The sequence below is a fragment of the Segatella copri genome, from assembly GCF_002224675.1.
GTDB classification, from domain to species: domain Bacteria; phylum Bacteroidota; class Bacteroidia; order Bacteroidales; family Bacteroidaceae; genus Prevotella; species Prevotella copri_U.
This window is the reverse complement of record NZ_NMPZ01000001.1, coordinates 321822-347701: the sequence shown is the minus strand read 5'-3', so window position 1 is coordinate 347701 and position 25880 is coordinate 321822. Positions and strand designations below refer to the sequence as shown.

General features: G+C 47.1%; 24 protein-coding genes and 6 tRNA genes. 12 read left to right on the top strand and 18 right to left on the bottom strand.

The window, feature by feature from the left end; all coding sequences use genetic code 11:
• Window positions 1-4: 4 nt before the first annotated feature.
• From aroC to CFT61_RS01560, 3 genes are all read right to left on the bottom strand, one after another.
• Window positions 5-1147 (bottom strand): chorismate synthase, encoded by a 1143-nt coding sequence (aroC, locus tag CFT61_RS01570; protein WP_089542713.1) that lies wholly within the window; start codon window positions 1145-1147, stop codon window positions 5-7.
• 77 nt (window positions 1148-1224) lie between these two features.
• The gene (locus CFT61_RS01565; RefSeq protein ID WP_089542712.1) at window positions 1225-1821 is read right to left on the bottom strand and encodes an FKBP-type peptidyl-prolyl cis-trans isomerase; all 597 of its coding nucleotides are present in this window, start codon (window positions 1819-1821) and stop codon (window positions 1225-1227) included.
• A 148-nt stretch (window positions 1822-1969) separates the two neighbouring features.
• Window positions 1970-2254, bottom strand: coding sequence for a hypothetical protein (locus CFT61_RS01560; RefSeq protein ID WP_089542711.1), 285 nt, complete (start codon window positions 2252-2254; stop codon window positions 1970-1972).
• Between the two features lie 468 nt (window positions 2255-2722).
• Here CFT61_RS01560 and CFT61_RS01555 point away from each other — a divergent pair, with 468 nt between their 5' ends.
• Window positions 2723-3076: a hypothetical protein gene (locus CFT61_RS01555; protein ID WP_089542820.1), complete on the top strand. Its 354-nt coding sequence runs from the start codon at window positions 2723-2725 to the stop codon at window positions 3074-3076.
• A 403-nt stretch (window positions 3077-3479) separates the two neighbouring features.
• Here CFT61_RS01555 and CFT61_RS01550 read toward each other — a convergent pair whose 3' ends face one another.
• Window positions 3480-3932, bottom strand: coding sequence for a hypothetical protein (locus CFT61_RS01550; protein ID WP_089542819.1), 453 nt, complete (start codon window positions 3930-3932; stop codon window positions 3480-3482).
• 352 nt (window positions 3933-4284) lie between these two features.
• On the opposite strand from CFT61_RS01550, the gene CFT61_RS01545 reads away from it, so the two are divergent.
• The 7 genes from CFT61_RS01545 to rsxA all read left to right on the top strand — a co-directional run bounded on the left by CFT61_RS01545 (window position 4285) and on the right by rsxA (window position 9927).
• Complete coding sequence (locus CFT61_RS01545; protein ID WP_089542710.1) at window positions 4285-4704, top strand: SoxR reducing system RseC family protein; 420 nt, start codon at window positions 4285-4287, stop codon at window positions 4702-4704.
• Window positions 4705-4793: 89 nt separating this feature from the next.
• A complete protein-coding gene (locus tag CFT61_RS01540; RefSeq protein WP_089542709.1) occupies window positions 4794-5636 on the top strand; it encodes a Fe-S cluster domain-containing protein in 843 nt (280 codons plus the stop codon).
• A 2-nt stretch (window positions 5637-5638) separates the two neighbouring features.
• Window positions 5639-6991: an electron transport complex subunit RsxC gene (gene rsxC, locus CFT61_RS01535; protein WP_089542708.1), complete on the top strand. Its 1353-nt coding sequence runs from the start codon at window positions 5639-5641 to the stop codon at window positions 6989-6991.
• Between the two features lie 41 nt (window positions 6992-7032).
• Window positions 7033-8034, top strand: coding sequence for an RnfABCDGE type electron transport complex subunit D (locus CFT61_RS01530; RefSeq protein ID WP_089542707.1), 1002 nt, complete (start codon window positions 7033-7035; stop codon window positions 8032-8034).
• Between the two features lie 13 nt (window positions 8035-8047).
• A complete protein-coding gene (locus tag CFT61_RS01525; RefSeq protein WP_089542706.1) occupies window positions 8048-8692 on the top strand; it encodes an RnfABCDGE type electron transport complex subunit G in 645 nt (214 codons plus the stop codon).
• Between the two features lie 7 nt (window positions 8693-8699).
• Window positions 8700-9284: an electron transport complex subunit RsxE gene (rsxE, locus tag CFT61_RS01520; protein WP_089542705.1), complete on the top strand. Its 585-nt coding sequence runs from the start codon at window positions 8700-8702 to the stop codon at window positions 9282-9284.
• A gap of 40 nt (window positions 9285-9324) precedes the next feature.
• On the top strand, window positions 9325-9927 hold the full coding sequence (gene rsxA, locus CFT61_RS01515; RefSeq protein WP_089542704.1) for an electron transport complex subunit RsxA: 603 nt from the start codon (window positions 9325-9327) through the stop codon (window positions 9925-9927).
• Between the two features lie 85 nt (window positions 9928-10012).
• On the opposite strand, the gene CFT61_RS01510 is transcribed toward rsxA, so the two are convergent.
• The 12 genes from CFT61_RS01510 to CFT61_RS01455 all read right to left on the bottom strand — a co-directional run bounded on the left by CFT61_RS01510 (window position 10013) and on the right by CFT61_RS01455 (window position 18391).
• The gene (locus CFT61_RS01510; protein WP_089542703.1) at window positions 10013-11281 is read right to left on the bottom strand and encodes a DUF5103 domain-containing protein; all 1269 of its coding nucleotides are present in this window, start codon (window positions 11279-11281) and stop codon (window positions 10013-10015) included.
• A 32-nt stretch (window positions 11282-11313) separates the two neighbouring features.
• Window positions 11314-11385, bottom strand: a tRNA-Glu gene (locus tag CFT61_RS01505).
• A gap of 26 nt (window positions 11386-11411) precedes the next feature.
• Window positions 11412-11498 (bottom strand) — tRNA-Ser (locus tag CFT61_RS01500).
• Window positions 11499-11733: 235 nt separating this feature from the next.
• Window positions 11734-11805, bottom strand: a tRNA-Glu gene (locus CFT61_RS01495).
• Between the two features lie 71 nt (window positions 11806-11876).
• Window positions 11877-11948: transfer RNA gene (locus CFT61_RS01490), tRNA-Glu, on the bottom strand.
• A 71-nt stretch (window positions 11949-12019) separates the two neighbouring features.
• Window positions 12020-12091 (bottom strand) — tRNA-Glu (locus tag CFT61_RS01485).
• Between the two features lie 26 nt (window positions 12092-12117).
• A tRNA-Ser gene (locus CFT61_RS01480) sits at window positions 12118-12205 on the bottom strand.
• A 586-nt stretch (window positions 12206-12791) separates the two neighbouring features.
• Window positions 12792-13433, bottom strand: a complete 642-nt coding sequence (locus CFT61_RS01475; protein WP_089542702.1) for an HD domain-containing protein — start codon at window positions 13431-13433, stop codon at window positions 12792-12794.
• 122 nt (window positions 13434-13555) lie between these two features.
• Window positions 13556-14476, bottom strand: a complete 921-nt coding sequence (gene menA / locus CFT61_RS01470; protein ID WP_089542818.1) for a 1,4-dihydroxy-2-naphthoate octaprenyltransferase — start codon at window positions 14474-14476, stop codon at window positions 13556-13558.
• 127 nt (window positions 14477-14603) lie between these two features.
• Window positions 14604-16979: a putative porin gene (locus CFT61_RS01465; RefSeq protein WP_089542701.1), complete on the bottom strand. Its 2376-nt coding sequence runs from the start codon at window positions 16977-16979 to the stop codon at window positions 14604-14606.
• Between the two features lie 60 nt (window positions 16980-17039).
• Complete coding sequence (locus tag CFT61_RS17155; RefSeq protein WP_254918816.1) at window positions 17040-17378, bottom strand: mechanosensitive ion channel protein MscS; 339 nt, start codon at window positions 17376-17378, stop codon at window positions 17040-17042.
• 17 nt (window positions 17379-17395) lie between these two features.
• Complete coding sequence (locus CFT61_RS01455; protein WP_089542700.1) at window positions 17396-18391, bottom strand: DUF4468 domain-containing protein; 996 nt, start codon at window positions 18389-18391, stop codon at window positions 17396-17398.
• A 216-nt stretch (window positions 18392-18607) separates the two neighbouring features.
• Here CFT61_RS01455 and ftsY point away from each other — a divergent pair, with 216 nt between their 5' ends.
• The 4 genes from ftsY (at window position 18608) to CFT61_RS01435 (ending at window position 22893) form a co-directional block, all read left to right on the top strand.
• On the top strand, window positions 18608-19561 hold the full coding sequence (gene ftsY / locus CFT61_RS01450) for a signal recognition particle-docking protein FtsY (protein WP_089542699.1): 954 nt from the start codon (window positions 18608-18610) through the stop codon (window positions 19559-19561).
• Window positions 19562-19667: 106 nt separating this feature from the next.
• On the top strand, window positions 19668-20969 hold the full coding sequence (gene rimO, locus CFT61_RS01445; RefSeq protein WP_089542698.1) for a 30S ribosomal protein S12 methylthiotransferase RimO: 1302 nt from the start codon (window positions 19668-19670) through the stop codon (window positions 20967-20969).
• Between the two features lie 27 nt (window positions 20970-20996).
• On the top strand, window positions 20997-21290 hold the full coding sequence (locus tag CFT61_RS01440; protein ID WP_089542697.1) for an HU family DNA-binding protein: 294 nt from the start codon (window positions 20997-20999) through the stop codon (window positions 21288-21290).
• Window positions 21283-22893, top strand: a complete 1611-nt coding sequence (locus CFT61_RS01435; RefSeq protein WP_176425465.1) for an HU family DNA-binding protein — start codon at window positions 21283-21285, stop codon at window positions 22891-22893. The genes CFT61_RS01440 and CFT61_RS01435 overlap by 8 nt, the downstream gene beginning before the upstream one ends.
• A gap of 122 nt (window positions 22894-23015) precedes the next feature.
• On the opposite strand, the gene CFT61_RS01430 is transcribed toward CFT61_RS01435, so the two are convergent.
• Together CFT61_RS01430 and CFT61_RS01425 are read right to left on the bottom strand one after the other, a co-directional pair.
• Window positions 23016-24650 carry an ABC-F family ATP-binding cassette domain-containing protein gene (locus tag CFT61_RS01430; RefSeq protein WP_089542695.1) on the bottom strand — a complete coding sequence of 545 codons (1635 nt, stop codon included), beginning with the start codon at window positions 24648-24650 and terminating at the stop codon, window positions 23016-23018.
• 23 nt (window positions 24651-24673) lie between these two features.
• A complete protein-coding gene (locus CFT61_RS01425; protein WP_089542694.1) occupies window positions 24674-25864 on the bottom strand; it encodes a Gfo/Idh/MocA family protein in 1191 nt (396 codons plus the stop codon).
• Between the last annotated feature and the right edge of the window lie 16 nt (window positions 25865-25880).

Genomic DNA, 25880 nt, shown 5'->3' with positions numbered 1-25880 from the left:
ATTTTTATAATCTTACCGTTTTATTCAAAAGATAATTATCCAGGATAACCATGGCTGCCATTGCCTCTACTACAGGTACGGCTCTTGGCAATACGCATGGATCGTGGCGTCCGCGAGCTGTGAGTTTGGTTGGATTTCCTTCCAAATCTACAGTATCCTGTTCCATCAGGAGGGTAGCTACTGGTTTAAAGGCTACCCGGAAGTAGATATCCTGACCATTGCTCAATCCTCCCTGGATGCCGCCGCTATGGTTGCTCTTGGTTGTGATACGAGCTGCAACATTCTGATTGATTGTGGCTTCCTGATGGTTTGCCGCATCGTCAGTAGCATCCATATTCTTAGCTTTAGGAACGAAGACATCATTCTGTTCGCTTCCGCGAGCAGTAACTCCGGCGAATCCTTCTCCATATTCAAATCCTTTGACGGCATTGATGCCGAGCATGGCTGCACCAAGTTGGGAATGGAGTTTATCGAATTCCGGTTCACCCAATCCTACAGGACATCCCTGGATGACGCAGGTGATGATGCCTCCGATGGTATCACCATCAGCCTTGACCTGGGCGATGAGTTCTTCCATCTCCTTTGCCTTTGTCTGGTCTGGGCAACGAACAGGATTGTCCTCTATGGTGTTGAGATCATATAGATGGTAATCCTTCTCCAGGGCGATACTGCCAACCTGCGATGTATATGCCGTAATGCTGACGCCGAGCTGGCGGAGTGCCAATTTGGCCAAGGCGCCACCTACGCAGCGGGCGATGGTGATGCGTGCAGATGAACGGCCGCCACCGCGATGATCACGGATGCCATACTTCTCATTGTAAGTGAAGTCGGCATGGGATGGACGGAACAGACAGCGCATATTCTCATAATCCTGAGAATGCTGGTTCTGGTTGCGCACCTCAAAGCCGATAGGGGTTCCCGTAGATTTTCCCTCGAAAACACCACTTAGAAATTCTACCTGGTCTGCTTCCTTTCGTGCTGTGGTGATGTGACTTTGTCCAGGGCGACGACGGTTGAGCTCGCTCTGGATAAAGTCCATATCGATGTCTATGCCTGCTGGGAAACCGTCGATGACGCCTCCTACAGCTATGCCATGACTCTCGCCAAATGTTGTGAGAGTGAAAAGATTGCCAAATGTATTCCTCATTGCCAAATTCTTTAGTTGATATGAAAAACGGCTATCCCAATGGTATTGAGATAGCCGCTATCGTTTATTCTCAAATATTACTTGTTGCAATCGCAGCCGCCCTCGCAGTTGCCATCCTTGCAGTCACCGCCGCAGTTGTCGCAACCGCCGCCGCAACCACCAGCCTCACCGCTGATGATCTGAGCCATCTTGGCGATTTCCTCTGCTGTTGCCTCACGGCTCTCAAGAACCTGACCGCAGAAGTTAAGCTTCAAACCTGCCAATGGGTGGTTGAGGTCGCAAGTTACCTTCTCGTCTGTGATATTCTTGACTACAGCATTGAAGCGGTTACCATCCTCGTTCTGCAATGGGATGATAGCACCTACCTGTACGTGCTGAGCGTCAAACTGTCCATTGATAGTGAAGATCTGCTTGTCGAGGTCGATTACGCGCTCGTCATAGTGCAAACCATAAGCCTGCTCTGGATCCAATTCGAAGTCGAACTCTTCGCCCTCAGCCAAATCAACTACCTTCTCCTCGAAAGCAGGCAAGGTTACACCCATACCGCTGATGAAGAAGAAAGGACGCTCATCTGTTGTGCGCTCAATCAGCATCTCTTCGCCGTTATCACCCTTTGTTACGTCATACAATGCGTATGATACTCTAATAAACTTGTTTTTGTTGTTTGATTCCATTTTATTTTGTTTTTTTATTGTTTTCTATTTATGGTGCTATCTGTAGGTTATTTGATGTATATATAATGTACGCGCGTACATTATATATATTGCTTCTTTATACCTTGCTTGCAGGTTCTTTGTCCCAGCCTGATAGCCACTATTGTAGTTACTTCTTTCCAGTGCGCTTGCGTTTCTTCATCTGTACGCTTTTCACCATTTCCATTCGCTCCAAATAGATAGGACGCCATTTGTCGATGATGTCCTGCAATCCTTTGCTCTTGCGTGAAAGGTCTGCGTATTCCTCACTGTCAGTTTCGCCAGATTTCTTGAGTTCAAGCATTCTGGCGAGAAACTGTTTCTGATTCTCTTCTGCTACTTTGAGCTGGTTTCCCAACTTTTCGAGGCTTTCGAGGAAGGCGAGTGCCTTGTCTATATGATTTTGTTCTTCCATTGTTTCTATTGTAAATCTTCTGCAAAGATACAATAAATAATTGGGATATGGAAAAGAAATAGTAGAAATATTGGGGTTTTCGGGAAAAAATATTCAGAGTGCTCATTTTCTCCGGCTGGAAAATAGCAACTTGCTAGGCTTTTTCTCATAGTAGTTCTCATTTGAAACGCAAATGTTACTGATATCGCAAAACAGCTTACCTTTTGAATGCAAAAACAAGTGTTGGATAACGAAAAGTAGAAGAAAGAAGCCTTTTGATGTTGATATATATCAAAAAAGAGGCCCTTTAGAGCATTTTTCTTGTAAATTGTTTGCGTACACAACGGAAAGTTTGTATCTTTGCAGTGTCTTAAAAGAAAAGACATCAGGATAATGTTTAACAAGAGTCCTTCTAGAGCCTCCTAGGTTATAAAAGAGATAGTGTAGGTTCAGAAGATGGCTCGTAAAGTAAAGAAAGGTAAAAAGATTATGAAAAAGATTATGATTTTGGCAGTAGCAATGTTCGCAATGGCAACAACTACTTTTGCAGCAGACGAGGCAACAAACGCAACAGCAGCTTACAACATGAATGTAAAGATGGGTAGCTTGGCTAATGCATTGTCACTCAATATTGATCAGGCAGAGGCTGTAGCTGATGTTCACAAGAACTTCACAGCTGATATGATGAATGCAGCAACTGCAGCAAAGGATGAGCGTGCAGCTATGATTGACAAGGCTGTCATTAAGGATCTCAAGTACATGCACAGCATCCTCAATGATTCTCAGTATCGCAAGTATGTGATGCTTCTGAATGCAACACTTATGAATCGTGGTTTGAAGTAATTCAATTCGATTGAATTCTGAAAAGAAATTATAAGAGAGAGATATGAATGGACTGCAGGTTGGACGATAAGTCTGACTTGCAGTTTTTTTGTGTCTATAGGAGAGGGGAAAATGGCAATAGCCTAAAGTGTCTGGCTCATCAGTTTTAGGTATTGTCTAAAACCCCCATTATTAGGTATTGCAAGAATAAGAAAAAAGCCGTATCTTTGCACCCGTAAACGAGAATAGATCAATCGTAGGAGTACGGTAATTGTTTGAAACTATTAGTTTGTTTGAAATATAACTTTTAGATAGAATATATTAATAAAACGAATCTTGTTCGCTAATAGAAATAATTCATAATGTTTTTGTATTAAATGCTAAAGCCCATCCGGGAGGATGGGCTTTGCTCTTGAGTTTAAGTTTATTCTTTTAACAAGTCGTCAAGGAATTCATCGAGGTCGTGATCCAGGTTTTCCATCAGGTCACCACCCAGAATAATGGTATCATCGTCGGCAAGATAGAGTTCGCCGAGGTTTTCCTTGTCGTCATCTTCCAGCACGAAGCTATATGGCTTAAGGATTCCGAGATTATCAACGATCTCAGAATTCTTGCGCAAGGTGTCTCGCAAAATCTTTGCAACCTCATCATAGAAGTTCTCATCCTTGTTGTCTATCCATTGCTCAACAACGCAGCGAGTAATCTCTGTGTCGTCATCGTCAAAGGCTAGGAGTTCACCACTGTCTTGGGAAACTCTTACATGGATGTCGGTCAGCACGGCGTTTTCTTCATTTGAAGGTTGTGCTGGAAACTTTTGAGCTATCTTTTTAATAAAGCGCTCAACTTGCTGAATTGTCATCTGCTCTGTTATTTCCATAATCTTAGTGTTTTCGTGCCTCGACACGCTAGGTGTTGTTGGCTTTCTTGTTTTTTGCAAAGGTACACAAAAAAATGATATAAACAAAGAAGATGGTGAGAAAATTATAAAAAAACTATTTTTATCCGTTTATTTCTGTGTTTTTCTCTGTTTTTATGGTCTAAAATGTAAAATAGAAAACGTTTACGTTTCTTTTAATTAAATAATCTGGTGATTTTGTTTGTCATTTATAAATAATATATTATCTTTGCAAACAAATTAGAATTGCTAACTCGACTTTGCAATAAGCCACCTTAAAATAGGTGCTCTTGTGTAGGAGAGGAAAGGCTAACCTTATGAACAAGATTAGGAAATGAGTAATAAAATTAAGCATAATGGAGTAGTGGATGGAGTAGAAGAGAACTGTGTGCGCGTGCGCATCCTTCAGTCATCTGCATGCAGTGCCTGTAAGATGGCTGCGCATTGCAATGCTTCTGAAACGAAAGAAAAGATTATCGAGGTGCAGGTTGCTGATGCTGTCAAGTATCAGCTGGGTGACTCTGTTGTTGTGGTGGCAGATACGGCTGTTGGCTTCCGCGCCAGTTTGTATGGCTATTTGCTGCCTCTGCTCCTGATGGTTGTGGCTTTGGTTGCCGTACTGAAAATCACGCAATCAGAGGGATATGCCGCTGTGTCTGCCTTGGGAATATTGATACCTTATTATATAGGGCTTTATCTCTTGAGAAACAAACTACGAAATAAATTAAGCTTTAGTCTTGAACCCTGCTGCTAGAATGATTATCCTGCTTTTCAGGCTCGATTACAGGATGTTGGCTGATATAGAAATAACTAGAAATATTAACAAAACAAATACAAACTATTATGGATTTAATTTTGAGTGCTGTCTTGGTACTCGGTGCCATTGCGCTGGTAGCAGCGCTGGTACTTTTCGGGGTATCCAAGAAGTTTGCCGTTGAAGAAGACCCTCGATTGGGACAGGTAGGAGAACTCCTTCCTGGTGCCAACTGCGGTGGTTGCGGTTTTGCCGGATGTTCCGGTATGGCTGCTGCGCTGGTTAAGGGTGCTGATGCCGGTAGCATCGACGGACTGATGTGTCCTGTGGGTGGTGCCGACGTGATGGGCAAGGTGGCTGATCTCCTTGGTTTGGCTGTGGCTAACACAGAGGCTAAGGTGGCAGTGGTTCGTTGTAATGGCTCTTGCGAGCATCGTCCTCGCATTGCCGAGTATGATGGTTTGCAAACTTGTGCTGCCATGAACTCCTGTGGTGCCGGTGAAACCGGCTGCGGTTTCGGCTGTCTGGGTTGTGGTGATTGCGTGGCTGCCTGCCAGTTTGGTGCCATCTCTATCAATCCTGAGACGGGGCTTCCTGAGGTTGATGAGGAGAAGTGTACGGGTTGTGGTGCGTGCGCCAAGGCTTGTCCACGTCACATCATCGAGCTTCGAAAGAAGGGTCCTAAGGGTCGCCGTGTTTACGTGCAGTGCGTGAACCACGACAAGGGAGCTGTGGCTAAGAAGGCTTGTAGCGTTGCTTGCATCGGATGCGGTAAGTGTCAGAAAGTCTGCAAGTTTGAAGCTATCACCATCGAAAATAATGTGGCTTATGTCGATTTCAACAAGTGCCGCATGTGTACCAAGTGTGTTGACGAATGCCCAACTGGAGCTCTCGTAAAAGTAAATTTCCCAGTTAAGAAAAAGGAGGAATAATCATGAATTTGAGAACTTTTAGAATTGGTGGAGTTCACCCAGAAGAGAATAAGATTACTGCCGAGATGGCTACTCAGGTAGCTCCTCTCCCTAAGCAGGCTATTTTTCCACTTGGTCAGCACATCGGTGCTCCTGCCAAGCCTGTAGTTGCCAAGGGCGACAAGGTGAAGGTGGGTACACTCATCGCTGAGGCTGGTGGCTTTGTGAGTGCTCCTATTTACAGTTCCGTATCAGGAACCGTGTTCAAGGTAGATACATCTATTGATGCTACCGGTTATCGCAAGCCTTGCATTATTATTAATGTAGAAGGTGACGAGTGGGAGGAGAGTATCGACCGCTCTGATAAACTCGAGACTCTGGAGGCTCATGCCGAGCTGACTCCAGAAGAGATAGTCAACCGTATCAAGGTGGCTGGTGTCACTGGTATGGGTGGTGCCGGTTTCCCAACCTTCATCAAGCTTTGTCCTCCTCCTGGAGCCAAGGCTGAGTGCGTCATCATCAACGGTGTAGAGTGCGAGCCTTATATCACAGCCGACTATCGCCTGATGATGGAGCATGCCGATGAGATTCTCGTTGGCTTGAACCTTCTGATGAAGGCGGCTAAGGTGGAGAAGGGCTACATCGGTATCGAGGACAACAAGCCAGCTGCCATCAAGCTCTTCGAGGAAAAGACAGCCAATGATTCCCGTATCGAGATTGTTCCTCTGGCTAAGAAGTATCCTCAGGGTGGTGAGAAACAGTTGGTGGATGCTGTAATCCGCCGTCAGGTTCCTGCTCCTCCTGCTATTCCGGTCAACGTTGGAGCAATTGTTCAGAATGTAGGTACTGCCTTTGCTGTTTATCAGGCAGTTATGAAGAATAAGCCTCTCTTTGAGCGCTATACCACCGTAACCGGTAAGCAGGTGAAGAATCCGGGCAACTTCCTCGTACGTATGGGAACCCCATTCTCTCAGATGATTGAGAACTGTGGTGGTTTGCCAGAAGGCGACAACAAGGTGTTGGCTGGTGGTCCGATGATGGGTAAGGCTGTGATCAGTCTCGATGTTCCTGTAACCAAGGGTACCAACTCCATCACCGTATTGACTGATGCCGATGCTCACCGCAAGAAGGCTCAGCCATGTATCCGCTGTGCCAAGTGTGTGGATGCCTGTCCAATGGGCTTGGAGCCATACTTGCTTGCAACCTTGAGCGTAGTGAAGGATTATGAGCGTCTGGAGGCAGAAGAGGTAACATCCTGCATCGCCTGTGGTTCATGCCAGTTCACCTGTCCATCTCATCGTCCTATCCTCGATAACATCATCAATGGTAAGGCAGCGGTGATGGGCATCATCAGAGCACGAAGTGCCAAGAAGTAAAGAATAAAAGTAAAAACAATCCAAATACTTAATTAAGTAAAATGGGAAAATTAATCGTTTCATTATCGCCACATGCCCACGGAAATGAGAGCGTGGAGAAGAACATGTACGGAGTAATCATCGCTCTCGTGCCTGCCATCCTCGCATCTTTTTATTTCTTCGGCTTGGGTTCAGCAGTCGTACTGCTCACCTCTGTGGCAGCCTGCGTCTTCTTTGAGTGGGCAATTACAAAATATCTCCTGAAGGAGGAGACCAGCTTGCTCGATGGTTCTGCCATCATCACCGGTCTCTTGCTCGGTATGAACTTGCCAAGTAACCTTCCTCTCTGGATCATCATCATCGGTGCCCTGTTTGCCATCGGTGTAGGTAAGATGAGCTTCGGCGGTCTGGGTAACAATCCTTTCAATCCTGCTTTGGTGGGCCGTTGCTTCCTGCTCGTCAGCTTCCCTGCTCAGATGACTTCATGGCCAGTGGCAGGACAGATGCTCAGCTATACCGATGCAACAACTGGTGCTACACCGCTGGCTATCATGAAGACAGCCATCAAGACTGGCGATGCTTCTCTCCTGAATCAGTTGCCTGATTCCATGAGTCTGCTCTTCGGTGCTACTGGCGATACTTTCGGAGCCGGTACAACCGGTGAGGTTTGTGCTTTCGCCCTGTTGCTCGGTTTGGCTTACATGCTCTGGAAAAAGGTTATTACCTGGCATATACCAGTAAGCATCATCGCTACTGTATTCGTTTTCAGCGGTTTGATGCATTTGGCTAATCCTGTTTATGCCAATCCTTTGGCTGTGATATTCAGTGGTGGTCTGATGCTCGGTGCCATCTTTATGGCTACTGATTACGTTACATCACCAATGACTCACAAGGGTATGCTCATCTACGGTGTCTGCATCGGTCTTCTCACCGTCATCATCCGTAACTGGGGTAGCTATCCAGAAGGTATGTCGTTCGCCATTCTCATCATGAATGCGTTCACACCTCTTATTAACACATACGTTAAACCAAAGCGCTTCGGTGAGAAGCCTGCTAAGAAATAAGGAGGACTGAGACATGCAGAAATTAGAATCATCATTAAAGAACATGGTTTGGGTACTCGTAGGTGTAGCACTCGTTGTGGGTGCCGTGCTGGCTTGTATCAACAACCTTACTTCTGGTCCTATCGCCGAGAAGGCAGCCCAGAGTCTGGCTGCCGGTATCAAGAGCGTGATGGGCACAGAAGATCTCCAGGTGGCTGACCCTGAAGAGGTGAAGCAGGAGTTTGGCGGCAAGGAATTTACCTTTATCCTCCACAAGTGCTCTGACAAGAGCGGTAAGGAGCTGGGTGCTGCCGTAGAGAGTACTACCGGCGGTTTCGGTGGTGACTTGAAGGTGCTCGTAGGTTTCGATACTGAGGGCAAGATTATGGGTTACACCATCCTTCAGGCTTCAGAGACTCCAGGTTTGGGTGCCAAGGCAACCACCTGGTTCCAGAAAGACGGAAAGGGTAGCATCATTGGTATGACTCCAAAGGATGGCGACCTCCACGTAAGCAAGGACGATAAGAGCGGCAATGCCGTAGATGCCATCACCGCATCCACCATTACCAGCCGTGCCTTCCTCAAGGCTATCAATCAGGCTTACGCTGCCTATGCAGGTAAGAGTGTAGATGGCGAGAGCGGTGCATCTAAAGTTGAACATAACGAAAAGAAAGGATAAGCCGACTATGAGTAATATGAAAATTTTGATGAACGGACTCATCAAGGAGAACCCTACCTTCGTGTTGCTCCTCGGTATGTGTCCTACCTTGGCTACAACAACCAGTGCCATCAACGGTCTTTCCATGGGATTGGCTACCATGGCAGTATTGGTTTGTACCAACTTTGTGATTTCATGTATCAAGAAGATTACCCCGGATATGGTTCGCATCCCTGTTTTCATCGTCGTGATAGCAGCCTTCGTAACCATCCTGCAGATGCTGATGAGCGCCTATGCTCCCGACAGCATCAATCAGGCGCTGGGTATCTACATCCCATTGATTGTTGTAAACTGTATCATCCTGGGTAGAGCAGAGAGTTTTGCTGCTAAGAACTCACCGATTGCCAGTCTCTTTGATGGTCTCGGCTGCGGTTTGGGTTTCACCCTCGGTTTGACTATCTTGGGTAGTGCCCGTGAGATTCTTGGTGCAGGAAGCGTATTCGGTATCACTCTGTTGCCAGAGACTACCAATATTCTGATGTTCATCCTGCCTCCAGGAGCATTCCTCACATTGGGATACATCATTGCTATATTTAATAAGGTAAAGAAGTAAGCGTAGGCATCGCTTCAATCAATGAAATAGAATAGAAATTATGGAATATTTATTGATATTTATCTCTGCGATATTCGTCAACAACATCGTCTTGTCGCAGTTCCTCGGTATCTGTCCGTTCCTGGGCGTATCGAAGAAAGTTGATACAGCCATCGGTATGGGTGGTGCCATCGCCTTTGTCTTGACCTTGGCAACCATCATTACCTGGTGTGTTCAGAAGTATGTACTCGATCCGTTCGGATTGCAATATCTCCAGACCCTGGCATTCATCCTCGTGATTGCTGCCTTGGTTCAGATGGTAGAGATTATCCTCAAGAAGGTTTCTCCTGCGCTTTATCAGGCGCTCGGCATCTTCCTGCCTTTGATTACTACCAACTGTGCTGTGCTGGGTGTAGCCATCCTGGTTATCCAGAAGGACTACAATCTCTTGGAGAGTGTGGTTTATGCCTTCTCTACAGCCCTCGGCTTTGCCCTGGCTCTCATCGTCTTTGCTGGTATTCGTGAGCAGCAGGCTCTGGTTCGCATTCCTAAGGGTATGCAGGGCGTAGCCATCGTCATGGTTACAGCCGCTCTCCTCAGTCTTGCCTTCATGGGCTTCTCTGGTGTAGATGGAGGCTTGAAGGCTTTGTTCGGATTGGAGTAAAAAGATAGTATTAGTTAGTTAAAACGTCCTGAGAGGGCAAAAGCATTTTGTATGAATGATGCTTTTGCGCTTTCAGGACGTTTTTTTATTGGCTGCTTTTCCAGCCTACCAGTCTGTCGGTTCTATCTCCTGTGCCTCGATAATAGATGAGGGCATCATAGCGGTTGGTCGTCTGGAAGAAGTTACCCTCCGTACTCACGGGTTGCGTACTGCCGTCGCTTTTGAGCACCAGATACTGGTAGCTGTAATAACCTTGTTTGAGCAGCACGGTGGCATGATAGCTGTGGTCGGCTTCGTTGTATTCCATCCGATAGGTAGGCAAAAAGCGGTCGTAGGTCCAGTCTGCATTCAGATATACGTCGCCTGGCTGGCGATTGGTCTGTAACCGGAAATGTACCGGCGCATACTCGCAGGTGAAATTATTGTCCTTGTTATCGCTGTTGCGCACGTAGAAGGAGCCTTTGGCGCTCTCATCGTGTACGTAGTTGGGGCGAGGGGTATCGGGCATTACATAGATCTGGTATTCTTCTCCATCCCATTTTGTCTCGTCTATTCCCATCGTAGGATGATCCATGTCGAGCAGTTCGAATTTTCGGTATTCATTTCCTGCATCGAATATCAGATGGCGGTTGTGTTGCCATTGCAGTCCATCTGCGCTGATATAATCAGGTTTGGCATTCCATACTGCCTGATTCCAACGTCCGTTCTGCAGCACCACGGTTTTAATCTGTTGTGAGGGATTGGTTACTCTTAGGCTTCCGTAGCTCACATTCATGCTTACCTGCTGATGCTGCTTGTTGATGTCGATGTCTGTATTCGAAGAATATCCGATGGCAACCTGCACCTGTGGCTCTACTACCATAAAGCAGGCGGTGAGTATCTTTCTGCCGTCCTTATCGGTAGCTTCATCCTCTTGGTTGTTCGTCTCTGCGTTGTCATCGTAGATGGTGAGCTTGTAGTTTCCGCTCATGGTGATGTGGCAGTTCTCGTTGGGGATTGTGAGATGATAGTGGGTGTAGAGATGGTTGGTGTTGAGCGATTGCTCGATGTTGTCGATGGCTTGCTCGTGGTTCCATCCCTTCAGATAGTCGGTCTCGAAGAGTCCCTGAGAAACCTTCCAGTCGGCATCGCAATGTTCTATCCTGTAGGTGTATCGATGATAATCGTGGGTCATGTCATCGAAGTCGATATGGATGGGTTGCCCGTTCAGTTGGGTAATGGGCAGGGCTTGCCAGTCGGTGCCCGCCACCACCTGTAGGGTAGCGATGCGCTGACAGTATATCTCGTGTCTCTGCGCCCGTGAGGGCAGGGCAGCGAGGGCGAGAAGTATATGGAGAGTCAATATCTTTTTCATACTTGCAAAGATACGGTAAAAAGGGGGGAATGTAGTCGATAGGGGAATCGAACCCCTATGCCAAGATTGAGAATCTTGTATCCTAACCATTAGATGAATCGACCAACGGTGCAATTTTGAATAATGCTTGCGGAAGGTGGGGGATTCGAACCCCCGGTACGGTAACCCGCACGTCAGTTTAGCAAACTGGTGGTTTCAGCCACTCACCCAACCTTCCTGTTGGATTCATTTCTGAATCATCAAGCATCGTTCTCAAATGCGATTGCAAAGGTACAACTTTTTTTGGTTCCACCAAATTTTTCCTTTACTTTTTTTGCTTTTATGATGGGTAATTGTCATTTATCCACAATGGGGATAGCGTTACCTGCGTAGGGATAAAAAAATAACTTGCAGTAGTCTCTTCGACTAATTGCAAGCTTACTAACAATAACCAATACATGAAAAACACTTAGTAGTCGATAGGGGAATCGAACCCCTATGCCAAGATTGAGAATCTTGTATCCTAACCATTAGATGAATCGACCATTTTAATTAGTCTGCATTGGTTTCACAACTTGTGCAGACTTGAACAACAAATTTAACTTATTTAACCAGGTAGTCGATAGGGGAATCGAACCCCTATGCCAAGATTGAGAATCTTGTATCCTAACCATTAGATGAATCGACCATTTTAATTAGTCTGCATTGGTTTCACAACTTGTGCAGACTTGAACAACAAATTTAACTTATTTAACCAGGTAGTCGATAGGGGAATCGAACCCCTATGCCAAGATTGAGAATCTTGTATCCTAACCATTAGATGAATCGACCAACGATGCAATCTTGAACTCCGCTTGCGGAAGGTGGGGGATTCGAACCCCCGGTACGGTAATCCCGCACGTCAGTTTAGCAAACTGGTGGTTTCAGCCACTCACCCAACCTTCCAATCGGATATTGTTGCCAAATCAACAAGCATCGTTCTCAAATGCGGGTGCAAAGATACTACATTTTTTTTGTTCCACCAAATTTTTCTGCAACTTTTTTCAAGAAATATGCATATTTTCTTGATTTTTCTTGTTTTTGGGAGGAATTATAGGGGATAAGCTGACTTTGTCAACAAAAAAGGAGGCAGATTTACCAATTATTGGAAATCTGCCTCCTGTAGGAAAGGGTCGCTCGATGATGTGATGAAACTCCGAATGTCATAAACATTTGAGAGCTCTCCGCTTTTGTAATCCACCGGCTTTGCAGCTTAGTTGACATGTCAGTTTATGTGGCCCGCCATAGGCAAGAGAAGTCTTCTCGGTTTCATAAGTGTAATTTGATGAGTATCCCGATCGAACCGACACGACCCTTATATCTTTGTCGAATAGACATAGCATAGGCTATCATCTATTGATAGAAGTCTTTGGGTTTTCTATACTGCAAAGATAATGCAATCTTTTGAAACTACCAAATCTTTCTGCTGATTTTTTCGAAAAATCTTCTTTATTAAAAGTCAGAACTCCCTTTTCCTTGTTTCTCTCAAGGGTCAAGACTTCTTTTTCCTGAGCTCTTCGTATATTTCTTCGAAATATTTCCTGAGTTCTGTCTTGTCTTCAATGATATTCCGCAGCTCTTTCAGAGCCTTCTCATTGGGTGAGTTGGGAATCCAAAGCTTGATGTAGCCGTTGCGGGAATATTTCTCGTCCATGTGGTCGGCGAACCGCTGCCATTCCTCTTCCTTTCCTTTTCCGGGATAGTTCTCCTCTCCGTATTCGATAGCACGAAGAAAGATTTCGTGAACATCGATGTCGCGGTCGGCTTCGGCAACAATCTTGCCATAGATGCTTCGGGGCTGGCGACTGGAGGAGGCGCGGTGATCCTCCACGGCTTCTTTCATGATTTTAATCTGCTCGGGAGTGAACCAGCGCTTCAGTCTGGCATCAGCCTGGAGGATTTTGCCACTGGTGAGGTGGTGGATGGCGCGCGGACCGCTCATTCCCAGGTCGTGGTAGGCGGCAACGATATAAACCATGTCGATGTCGGCACCTGTTACAGGTACGAGTTTCAGGGCGTTTTTGATGACACGGGTTACGTGGCGCAATCCGTGGCTCTCGCCAAATTCTGTATATTTGGGCAGAATCTGTGTTTCCACAAACTGCATGATTTCGAGATTTACTTGTTGCTTCATACTTTTTCTTCTTTTATATATATAATGTACGCGCGTACATTATATAATTATTATTCCTGAATGTTATCTTCTCATTCTAGAATCTTCTCATGCCATTCCAGAGGGGGCGGGTATCTCTGGGATTACCACATCATTCCAAGGATGATGAAGGTAGAGATCATACCAAAGGTAAAGATGTTGAGAGCCGTGTAGCCCAGTACCTTGTTCAGCATTCTGCCTTCTCCTATCTTCCTCATCTTGGCGAATGTTCGGTTGTGCACCACGAGATATGTGGCGGCGAAAGGCAAAAACTTAGTATCTGCATCGTAGGCAAGTGCACCATAGATGTTGATTCCAATCATGATGAGGATACCGATGTTGCCCAGTGCGCAGTAGAGACGCTCGCCGTTTTTCTTGCCGATGTGAACGATCAGTGTCTTCTTGCCCGCCTTGATGTCGTTGTCGTAGTCGCGATAGTTGTTCAGAATGAGCAGCGTATCTACTACCAGTCCGCAGGCGATTGAAGTCAGTATGGCTTCTGCTGATACAGTCTGTATTCCTTCAGGCATGGCCAGGTAGTAGGTGCAGCAGACCGGCACGATGCCGAAAAAGAGAAGTACCAGCAGGTCGCCCAATCCCAGATAACTCAGCTTGGTGGTGTAGAGGAAACAGAAGAGGACACAGCAGATACCCACGATGATCATCTCCTTTCCTCCGTAGAAGGCAAGGGGCAAACCGATGATGCAGCCTAGAAGGGTAGTGATGATAATGCCCCATTTCATGGCTTTCATCGTAATCCAGCCTTCAGCACAGGCTCGTTTCGGTCCCAGGCGGGTTTCGTCGTCGTTGCCATGCTTGAAGTCGAAGAAGTCGTTTACCAGGTTTGAGTCTATCTGCATTATCCATGCAAAGAGCAGGCAGAGCAGGGCTGGAATCCATTGGCAGTTGGCATTTGAGTCCTTGTATGCCAGGGCTACTCCCAGCATCACCGGTACTGCCGCAGCCGAAAGGGTGACGGGGCGGGCGGCGAGAAACCATGCCTTGATAGAATTTGTCTTTATCATCATATTGTTGCTTTTAAATTATAAGGAGCGAGGTTTTTGGGGAACCTCGCTCCTTGTTGTTATTCATTAAGAAAAGATTCGCTTCTATTTTGTTTCAGAAGAATCTCTTGTGGAAAAGATTCGCTTCCTAGTTGAAGAAGTTCCAGCTTACACCCATTCTGAAAACTCGCTGGTTCATCGGATAGTGAGGGGTGAAGAAGTAGTTCTTGTCGCCCTGGCCTGCATTCAGATGGCTCATCATCACGAAGAAGCGGGTGTGCTTGATGTGAACATTGGCGTAGGCATTGACGATAGGGTAGTTGCCCACCTTCACGTTCTTCTCGCCGTTGCCCTGTACGGTATATTGACCGATGTAAGGAGAATAATCCGGAGCCTCGTAGCTGGTGAAGTATCTGGCGTCAGCACCCAACTCGATATTCAGTACCTTTACCACCTTGAATTTGATGAAGAGGTTGGTATATATGTTGAGGTCTGGCACAGGCAGGGTACTCTTGCTGCTGGTATGCTGGTAGGTAATCATATTCTGCCAGTTGAAAATACCGAACTTGAAGTCCTGTTGCAGCTGCGCTGTAATCAGATTGATGGCGTCGCCGCTCTGCATTGGTGTCACTGTCACGCCTGTGCGCAGACCATTTTCTGTAATCGTATATTGCTGTGAGAAATAAGTATAGTTCTTGATTTCATCCACAGCCACACGCAGCGTGGTGTTAGTCTTGCCGAATCTCAGAGTTCCCATGATGCGGGTATGGATAATCTTGCTCAGATCATCATCCCACCAGAGATGTCGGGCGTGATACTTGCGATAGTAGAACGATGGCGTTTCGTGATGTATGAATGCATCGCCTCTTACCTGTACGGTGTCACCCAGGAATGGCAGGTTGATGTCTGCGCTTCCGTCGATTGCAAAGGTGCCGGCATCTACTCCGGTGAGTCCTACCTCGCCCACGACATTATAGTGAAGGGTCTTGCCCTGAGTCTTACTCAGCTGGCCACCTACGCTCAGCGCATGCTCATTGAACTTCTCGAATCCGCCTTCGGTATTCGGCAGTTCGTAGTGGCGGAGGTCATAGCTGGCGAAAGCTTTCAGACCAGCCTTTGCCCACTTGCTGAATCCCTCGAGCGTTCCCATTGCCACGGTGTTCTTGATGCGCCAGTGACGGGTCTGATCGTAGATAGAATCGCCTGTAAACTTGCCGGCATTGTAGTACTCCTTGAGATAGTAGTCCTGTGGAGTCTGGTAAGCCTGGTAGATACGCTTGTAGTTATCAAACTGCACGGTGTGGATGAAGCTGGTTACCGGAACATATTCTGTCTTGTAGAAGAGTGAGTCCTGCGCTTTCTTCTTCTCTACGGAGAGCAGACTGTCTGCCATTGCCTTGCTGTTTACTGCAATTCGAGTGCTGTCGCTCTTGAAGTCCTGGGCTGCCTTGTTTGCAACTATTGCCTTGTTGTTCTTGGCAGGTTCATCGCCGGCAATCTTTGCATCTGTAGGGCGACCTGAGAACTGCTTTTTCTGGTTTTTGTCGAAAGCCTTTTCGTCAAACTCCCTGCCTTGTTCCCTTGCTTTCTTTCTTGCCTCCTCCTTGGCTTCCTCGGCTGCATTGTCCTTTGCTGACTCCATGGCGAATTTCTTGGCCTTGATTTCTTCCTCAGTCATCTTCACCTTGCGGCTGAAGCCCACGTTGTAGCGATGGGTGAAGAAGATGTGTTGGTTGTCGTTGCGATTCCAGTTCTGCTGCAGTACGGTAGGAATTTCGTTGGTGGCGAAACTCTCGGTGAAGAGCTCCGGATGCTTGATGTAGTCATCATTGGAGATACCTCCGTTCTCCGTCACCTTCTGGTGATTGGTGCTGAAGAGGAAGTGCGCCTGGTAGCGGTCGCCCAGATAAGAAGTCCACATCGTATATTTGAAGTGCGCCGTGCTCTGTGCATCGTAGTAGCCGCGACCGTATTTGTAGTCGAATCGGAATCCGCCACCCAGCTGCTTGTTGGCATTCACCGCAAAGATTGCCTTGAAGTCATCCTCACCGTTGGTTCTGTCACCGCAGCTATTCAGCGTGATGTTGGTGATAGGCGAGTAGGTGTTGGTGAAGTGGAAGTCACTCACCGGGGTAACGATGTTGTCGTATGGCTCGGTGAAGATGAAGTTGCCCTGCGTGTTGCGTCGGTCGATGAAGATGCGGTTGATGCGGGCGGTACCCATATTGCCCAGGGTGTTGTACTCTCCGCGCAGTCCTTCGGTGAAGGTAGTGTTCTGGTACATTGCCTGCATGGTGTCCACCACGGCAGCCCGGGTATCTCCAAATCTCTCATCCACAGTCCATACCCTGATGCCCTTCGGAATCTCCTTGTCAGTGCCCAGTGAGTCGGTGTTGATGCGGTTGCCGGTCTGTGGGCGGAACTGTGAGTCTTCGTTATTGTTGAAATCCGTAAAATCGCGTTGTGCCGCAACTGGTAGAGTTGCAGCACAAGCTAGGATTGTAGAGAATAATATTTTCTTCATTTCTTATTTATTGAATAAGCGGATGCAAGCCTATTTTGAATGGTCGGATGCAAACCTTTCTTATTTTTTGAATAGTCGGATGCAAACCTCGGCAATTTTCAAGACTACGCCGATGATCAGTAGTATATTGGCAATCGTGCGGTCGTCCATCTGTGTCCAGAGGATGACGCCTACGATGGCGAAGAGCATGAATCCGATGTTGAGCCAGTTTCTGGCTACGAGCATATTGCTCTTGTCTGCATACTCCAATCTTCTGTGGTGGCGACGATTTGGGCGCACGGCATAGCTGGTCTGTGGCTGCGTCTGAGACGCCTCATGGCTCTGGCTCTGTGGCTGCGCCTTTGCGGTTTCTTCGCTCTGTGGGATGTTTGTTGTGTTGTTATCTTTTGTCTGATCCATATTTTATGAGATGATTTTTATTTTCTAACAAGTTTGGTCAGATCATTGAAGATCTGGTTCTTGCGGTCGATGGTTCCGCGTCGGAACTTGCCGTAGATCTTGGCCAAGTCGTTTTTCTTCTTGGTCAGGGCATATTTGTCGGTAATCACTTTCTCTGCCGGCTCCTTGAAACCGGTGCTTCTGCCTTCCTCGTAGTTGAATACGATTCGGGTCATAGAGAGGTGGAGATGGTTGTCGCTGATGGTTGCCACCAGCTGGTACTTGGTCTCAGAGCGGTCGAGAGAGATGAACGACTGATTGAAGACAAACCATTCGTCCATGATACAGGCGATGATCTGCTCGTTCTTGTTGTTTCTGTTCACCAGGGGGATTCGGCTGTTGATGTTCTGCTCATTCTTGATGAGCTTGCTCATATACTGGAAAACGATGTTGTAGATTTCGTCTGCACTCTTTCCGTTTGCCTGGGTGTCGAGAATAAATTCTACTTTTCCCTCGGCATTAAGCTGGATGGCTCCCGCCAGGTATTTCGGATCTTCCTTGAGCACCACGCCCTCGGCAGTCTTTTCCACCTTTTTCTCTTCTATCTCCTCTGTCACGGTTGGTACGACCCAACCCGCACCTTCAGAAGTTCCGGTAGTATTCTGCTTCTTGGTGGCATTATCCTGAATCTTCATCGCAGGCACCATTTCTGTAGCTGGTACAGAAGTCTTGGTAGCAGGCACCGAATTCTCTGCATTCTTCTTCAGCTTTTCTGTCTCCTGCTTCATTCTTTCAGCTTCAGCCTTCAATCTCTCAGCTTCCGCTTTCGTTTTCTCAGCTTCCGCCTTTATTTTTTCAGCTTCCGCCTTCACCTTGGCAGCTTCTGCCTGAGCCTTGGCTGCTTCCAGTGCCTTTTGGGCTTCTTCTAACTCTTTTTGCGCCTTTTCCAACTGCTGCTCAGGGGTAAGCACATTCTGTGCCTGCATGGTGAGAGCAGAAATCAGCACGAGTATTGAGATAAATATCTTTTTCATGATCTGTTGTTTAAATGTTTAATGTCTTGTCCTCCTCGTCCGAGTATAGGAGCTCGGAGGTGTTTCTAACATACAAAGGTATAAAAATAACTTGATATATTTCTATATGGAAGCGATTATTTATACATTCTTTTGCTAAGTTAACAATATTTTTTAGGAAAAACGCTCCTAGTTTCAAATATTTTCGTATCTTTGCAAAAAAATATAGCTATAAATATGGGATTATTCGGATTATTTAGCAACAAAAAAAAGGAAACTCTCGATAAAGGCCTCGAAAAGACCAAGGAGAGCGTGTTTGGAAAATTGGCGCGTGCGGTGGCTGGTAAGTCAACCGTAGATGATGACGTGCTTGATGATTTGGAGGAGGTGCTCATCACATCCGATGTAGGTGTGGAGACTACCGTGAAGATCATCCGACGTATCGAAGAACGCGTGGCAAGAGATAAGTATGTTTCTACCTCAGAACTCAACAGAATCCTGAGGGAAGAGATTGCAAGCCTCCTGGAGGAAAATCATACTGATGACAATGAAAACTGGGATTTGCCTTCCGATCATAAGCCATACGTGATTCTGGTAGTGGGTGTGAACGGTGTGGGCAAGACTACCACCATAGGAAAGCTCGCCTATCAGTTTAAGAAGGCTGGCAAGAAGGTGTATCTCGGTGCTGCCGATACCTTCCGTGCCGCTGCCGTGGAACAGATCTGCATTTGGGGCGAGCGAGTAGGGGTGCCAGTGGTGAAGCAGCAGATGGGTTCTGACCCTGCCAGCGTGGCCTTCGATACCCTACAGAGCGCCAAGGCGAATGGTGCCGACGTGGTGCTGATTGATACTGCCGGACGTCTTCATAATAAGGTGAACTTGATGAATGAGTTGAAGAAGATCAAGGAGGTGATGAAGAAGGTCATGCCTGAGGCTCCGGATGAGGTGATGCTCGTTCTGGATGGAAGTACCGGACAGAACGCTTTTGAGCAGGCTAAGCAGTTTGCTGCCGTTACCAATATCTCTTCGCTCGCCATCACCAAGCTCGATGGTACGGCTAAGGGTGGCGTGGTAATCGGAATCTCCGACCAGCTCAAGGTGCCTGTGAAGTATATCGGACTGGGCGAGGGTATGGAGGATCTCCAGCTCTTCAATAAGTCTGAATTTGTTGATTCCCTCTTTAAACACTAGAATACAGGTGCTTATAGACTTTGAGAAAAGAATTAGATGAAGCTCGATGTAAAATAGTCGAGAAAAGAATTAGATTAAGATTATTATTAGGATAAGTAGGATAAGAATGAAGAAAAATCAGATAGATATAGTAACCATGGGTTGCTCCAAGAATCTGGTGGACAGTGAGACCTTGATGAAGCTTTTCGAGGACAATGGCTACCACTGCGTTCATGACCCGAAACGCCCACAGGGTGAAATTGCCGTCATCAATACTTGCGGCTTTATCGAGGATGCCAAGCAGGAGAGTATCGATACCATTCTGGAGTTCATCCAGGCTAAGGAAGAGGGACGACTCCGCAAGCTCTATGTGATGGGTTGTCTCTCACAGCGCTACCAGAAGGAACTGGAGGCAGAGATGCCCGAGGTGGATAAGTTTTATGGTAAGTTTAATTATAAGGAGTTGCTCAAGGAACTGGGCAAGGCTGATGTGCCTGCTTGCAGTGGAACCCGCCATCTCACGACTCCTCATCATTATGCCTATATCAAGATTTCTGAAGGTTGCAACCGCCGCTGTGCGTATTGTGCCATACCTATCATCACTGGCAAGCACGTTTCCCGTCCGATGGATGAAATCCTCGATGAGGTGCGCCAACTGGTAGCCGATGGTGTGAAGGAATTCCAGATTATCGCCCAGGAGCTCACCTATTACGGCGTGGACCTGGACGGCAAGCATCACATCACCGAACTCATCAGCCGCATGGCGGATATTCCGGGTGTGAAGTGGATCCGTCTGCACTATGCTTATCCTAACCAGTTCCCGCTCGATCTGCTCGATGTGATGCGCGAGAAGCCAAACGTATGTAAGTATCTTGACATCGCCCTGCAGCATATCAGCGACAATATGCTCAACAGAATGCATCGCCACGTGAGCAAGCAGGAAACCATTGATCTGCTCAAGACCATCCGTGAGCGTGTGCCGGGCATTCATATCCGCACCACTCTGATGGTAGGTTTCCCTGGTGAGACTCAGGAAGACTTCCATGAATTGCTCGAATTCGTTCGTACTCAGCGCTTTGAGCGTATGGGTGCCTTTGCTTATTCTGAGGAGGAGGGTACTTATAGTGCCAACAACTACGAGGATGATGTTCCAGCTGAGGTGAAGCAGCGCCGTCTTGACGAACTGATGATTCTCCAGCAGGAAATCAGCGCAGAGGTAGAGGCAGAGAAAGTGGGCAAGATACTGAAGGTGATTATCGACCGCAAGGAGGGTGATTACTATATAGGAAGAACCGAATTCTGCTCGCCTGAAGTGGATCCTGAGGTGCTGATCAAGGCAGGAGAGAAGCGTCTGCGCGTGGGTTGCTTCTACAATGTGAAGATTACCCAGAGTGAGGAGTTTGATCTCTACGGAGAAGTGGTAAAGTAATATGGGAGGTAATATTTTGACATCAGAATGAATAACAAGGAGTATATTGCAGAACTTGCTCAGCAGACTGGCTATTCACAGGACGACACCCAGAAGATGGTGCGTAAGGTGATAGATGCCATGATTGCTGAATTTGAGGATGGTGAGGCTGTCTCCATCCCCAACTTTGGTACGTTTGAGGTAAAGAAGCGCTTGGAGCGTGTGGTTGTTAATCCTACAACCAAGAAGCGCCAGCTTGTTCCGCCTAAGCTCGTACTCGGCTTTCGCCCTGTGGCCAGTGTCAAGGAAAAACTGAAGAATGGAGGTGAAGACTATGAGTAAGATTAGTTTAAACGACTTGGCGCAGCGCCTGGCAGAGAAGTCGGGAATCAGTCTGCAGGATGCTGAATTGTTTATCAGAAAGATGTTTGATGTTGCCAACGAGGGGCTTCAGTCTGATAAGCTCGTGAAGATGAAGTGGCTTGGTACTTTCAAGGTAATGGCGGTGAAGGATCGTGAAAGCGTGGATGTGAACACGGGCGAGCGTATCATCATCGAGGGGCGTGACAAGATTTCCTTCACGCCCGATAATATTCTGAAGGAGATTGTGAACAAGCCTTTCGCCCAGTTTGAGACCGTTGTGGTGAATGATGGTGTTGATTTCGATGAAATCGACAGAAAATTTGAAAATGCTGAAGAGGACGGTTCTGTATTCGAATCTACGTTAGAGAGTGTTCCTGATTCAGAAAATTCATCCTTGGAATCTTTCGTTGAACAGGATTCTCCTGTGACAAGTGGTGTGATAGATTTTTTGGATGAAGAAAACGATGCTCCTGTTAGCGATGAAATGATTGTGATAGGAGAGAAGAGATTGTCTCAGGAAAATGTTGCTGAACCGGAAGAAAAGAAACCGGAAGGATCAGAACCTGCAGCGACAGAACCTGCTGTATTTAAACCTGCAGTATCTGAACCGGTAGAATCTGAATCTGTAACTTCTGAATTGGAAACAAAGGAATCTGAAGTTCCAGCTCAGAATGAAGTTGAGTCTGTTGTTTCTGATGAAGAAAAAGAATCGACATTAACAGAGGAAACTCCTATTGCAGAGAAAGTTCCTTCAGATGAAGAAAATTCTATTACTGAAATTCCTATTGCAGAGAAAGTTCCTTCAGATGGAGAAAACTCTATTACTGAAATTCCTATTGAAGAGGAAGCTTCTTCAGATGAGGAAACTCCTTCTTCAGATGAGGAAACCGATAAGCGAAATGTTGTTTTGCCTCGTTATCTGGTTATTGCAGCGAGCGTAGTATTCCTGGCAATGATAGGAGGCTTTGGTTGGTTTGCTTTTAATTATGGCAAGATGGCTGCCCAGCGTGATCATCTCGCTCTACAGTTGGATAATTACCAGCAGATTGCGACAGAGAAGAAGACGCCAACCAAGTCTGCTTCAACGCAGGAAGAAATTCTTCGCAAAAAGGCTATCGAGGATAGTGTAAGAATGGCACAGGCAAGTGAAGTTGTCAAGAAAGCCGAAAATGCCGGACAGAATATGAATGCGACGGTTGATAAGCAATCAATTGATGTAAAATCGGCTGAGGCAAAGAAGAATTTGGAAGCCAAGAAACTCGCAGATGCAAAGAAACAGCAGGAGACTAAAAAACTTGCAGAAGCCAAGAAGAAAGAAGAAACCAGAAAGCAGGCAGAAAAGCATGCTGCCCAGGCAAGCAGCAAATACGACCAGGATGTTCGTGTTCGAACCGGAGCCTATCGTATTATTGGTGTTTCCGAGGTAGTTACGGCAAGAGAAGGACAAACCATCAAGTCGCTTAGCCAAAAGTACTTAGGTCCAGGAATGGAATGTTACGTAGAAGCTCTGAATGGTACTTCCCTGTTGAAGCCAGGTCAGAAAGTCAAGATTCCGAAGTTGGAATTGAAGAAAAAGAAATAATTTTAAAGAATTTATTTGAAAATACAAGAGGGTGTGTCATAAGTCCATGATACACCCTCTTTTTCGTTTCTTCATTCGATGAATAATGAAGCATCCTCTTTCGAAAAATACCTTTTGAGATTTTATTTCTTCTCCAATTCCTGAAGGCTTTCCATTTTCTTTGTTTCCAGGAACTCGTAGATTCCGCAGAGATGCTCGCGGACGCGACCATGGCCGAATTCGTACACCTTGCTGACCAGACCATCCAGGAAGTCACGGTCGTGACTCACTACAATCAGCGTGCCGTCGAAATCCAGCAGCGCCTGTTTCAGTACATCCTTCGTCTTGAGATCCAGGTGGTTGGTAGGCTCATCGAGAATCAGCAGATTCACCGGCTCCAACAGCAGTTTCAGGATAGCCAGACGGGTTCTTTCTCCACCCGACAAAACCTTTACCTTCTTGGTAGAATCCTCGCCACCAAACATGAATGCACCCAGCAAATCGCGAATCTTATTTCTGATTTCGCCCTTGGCAACATCATCTATCGTCTGGAAAACCGTAAGTTCACCATCGAGCAGAGAAGCCTGATTCTGAGCAAAATAGCCAATCTGAACATTGTGTCCTAATTCCAGCTTACCCTCGTTCTGAAGCTGACCCATGATGCATTTTACGAGCGTAGATTTACCCTCACCGTTTCTTCCCACGAAGGCAATCTTGTCGCCACGCTCTACGGTAAGATTCACGCCGCTGAATATCTGCTTGTCATCAAATGCTATTGCCACGTCACTCATCTGAACCGGATAGGCTCCGCTTCTCGGACTTGGAGGGAACTTCAGTCTCAGTCGGCTGGTATCCTCCTCATCCACCTCGATCAGCTCCAGCTTTTCGAGCATCTTCACGCGGCTCTGCACCTGGAAAGTCTTCGAATACGTACCCTTGAAACGCTCGATGAAGTCCTTGGTCTCGGCAATCATCTTCTGCTGTTCCTCATATTTCTTCATCTGCTGTTCGCGGCGTTCCTTGCGCAGTTCCAGATACTGGCTGTAGGTAGCCTTGTAGTCGTAGATTCTGCCCATGGTAACCTCTATGGTTCTTGTTGTAATGTCATCTACGAATTTTCGGTCGTGACTGATCACTACCACCGCTTTCGAACTGTTGATGATGAAGTCTTCGAGCCATCCGATAGATTCGATGTCGAGGTGGTTGGTAGGCTCATCCAGGAGCAGCACGTCAGGCGATTTCAGCAGCAGTTTGGCAAGCTCGATACGCATGCGCCAACCTCCCGAAAACTCGCTGGTAGGGCGGTTGAAGTCAGAGCGTTCGAAGCCCAGACCGAGTAGAGTCTTCTCTACATCCTCCTCGAAGTGGGTCATGTCGATTGCATAGAATTTCTCAGACAATGAAGATACCTTTTCGATGAGCTGCATATAGTCGTCGCTGTCATAATCCGTGCGGGTAGTGAGCTCGTTGTTGATGCGGTCAATCTCCGCCTGCATCTCGTGGAGATGGGCGAACGCCTGGCAGGTTTCCTCGAACACGGTTCTTCCGTCTTCGGTCATCAGATGCTGAGGCAGATAGGCGATGACGCAGTCTTTTGGAGCGGAAACGGAGCCACGTGTGGCTGTTCTTACGCCTGCGATGATTTTGAGCAGGGTACTTTTTCCTGCGCCATTCTTGCCCATCAGGGCTATACGGTCCTTCTCGTTGATCTGGAAGGAAATGTCTTTGAATAGGGTGGTGCCGCCGAATTCTACGGTCAATCCATCAACTGTAATCATATCTGTTTCTTATTCTATATGTATTATAAATTCTTGTTCTTTTTATATTGTAAATCGCTTGAATAACCAAATGCCACACGGCGATGCTCCCTGATGGAAATTTCAGACAGGAGGGTTACCGATGTCCAGAGGGCCAGATCGCTTAGCGTGGCAGGATAGCGGATGCTTCCCGCCGAATCTGCGCTTGCGGTTTTTGTCAGTTCAGCGGCAATGCATCTCAACATGATGTAGTCCATCCCCTGGTGATGGCTGTCGTGCTTCAGGGCTTTCTCGCCCCAGAGCTGCCATTCGCGGCTTTCGTATAGAGCCAGGATGGCGTGGTCGTCTTGCCAGGTTTCCGAGTTCATCTCCTCCAGGTAAATGCGTCGGTTCACGCCGTCCCAGATGCCCAGCGAACCCTGTACCTCAAAGTCGAGGCTTCTTGGGCGAGGCAGGGTCGTGTCATGAGTGAGTGAGATGAGCGTTCCGCCCTGGGTTTCAATCTGCGTAGAGATGATGTCGCCCAGGGTGATGGGAGTAGTATCATCTTCTGACATGTGCTGGCGAAGTCCCACCGCCTTGGTGGCGAAGGAAGTGAGCCAGGCGAGATGGTCTGTTTTCCCGATGCCCAGAATCATGCAGAGCGGACCGAGTCCATGGGTGGGATAGATGTCGGCGTTGTGGTGCGAGTAGAAACGGCTTCTCCACACGCTTTCCGTACCTTTTCGTCCACCCAGCACCCCATTGTCATCGAGCAGCAGCTTGCGCAGGTCGTGGCGGTAACCGCCTCTCATATAGATGATTTCTCCAAGTGCTCCTTCATCCACCATTCTTTTTACAGCAAGGATTTCTCGCATGAAGAGGGTGTTCTCCAGCGGAAAAACCTTTACTCCTTTCTGTTGGGCGATTTCCTGTAGCGGGGCATATTCATCCTGGCAGAGTCCGCCTTTGATTTCGAGAGCCACATGGCAGTTTCGCAGTATGCATTCTGTGGCGTGGGTGATGTGGAGGTGCCAGGGGGTGGTGATGAAAACCAGATTGGGCTGTTGCTCGTCGAGCATCATCTTGTAGGCTTCCTCGCCCTGATAGAAGGAAGCGCCCGGAGATTCCGAATCCCCGCAGCCGTTGATGTCGGCGATACCGACAATCTTATAGCTTTCAATCGTGCGTAACAGCCGCAGCAATTGTTTGCCCCGATACCCGAATCCTATCAATGCAGTCTTTATATGTTTCATCAGATTTTTCCTTTAA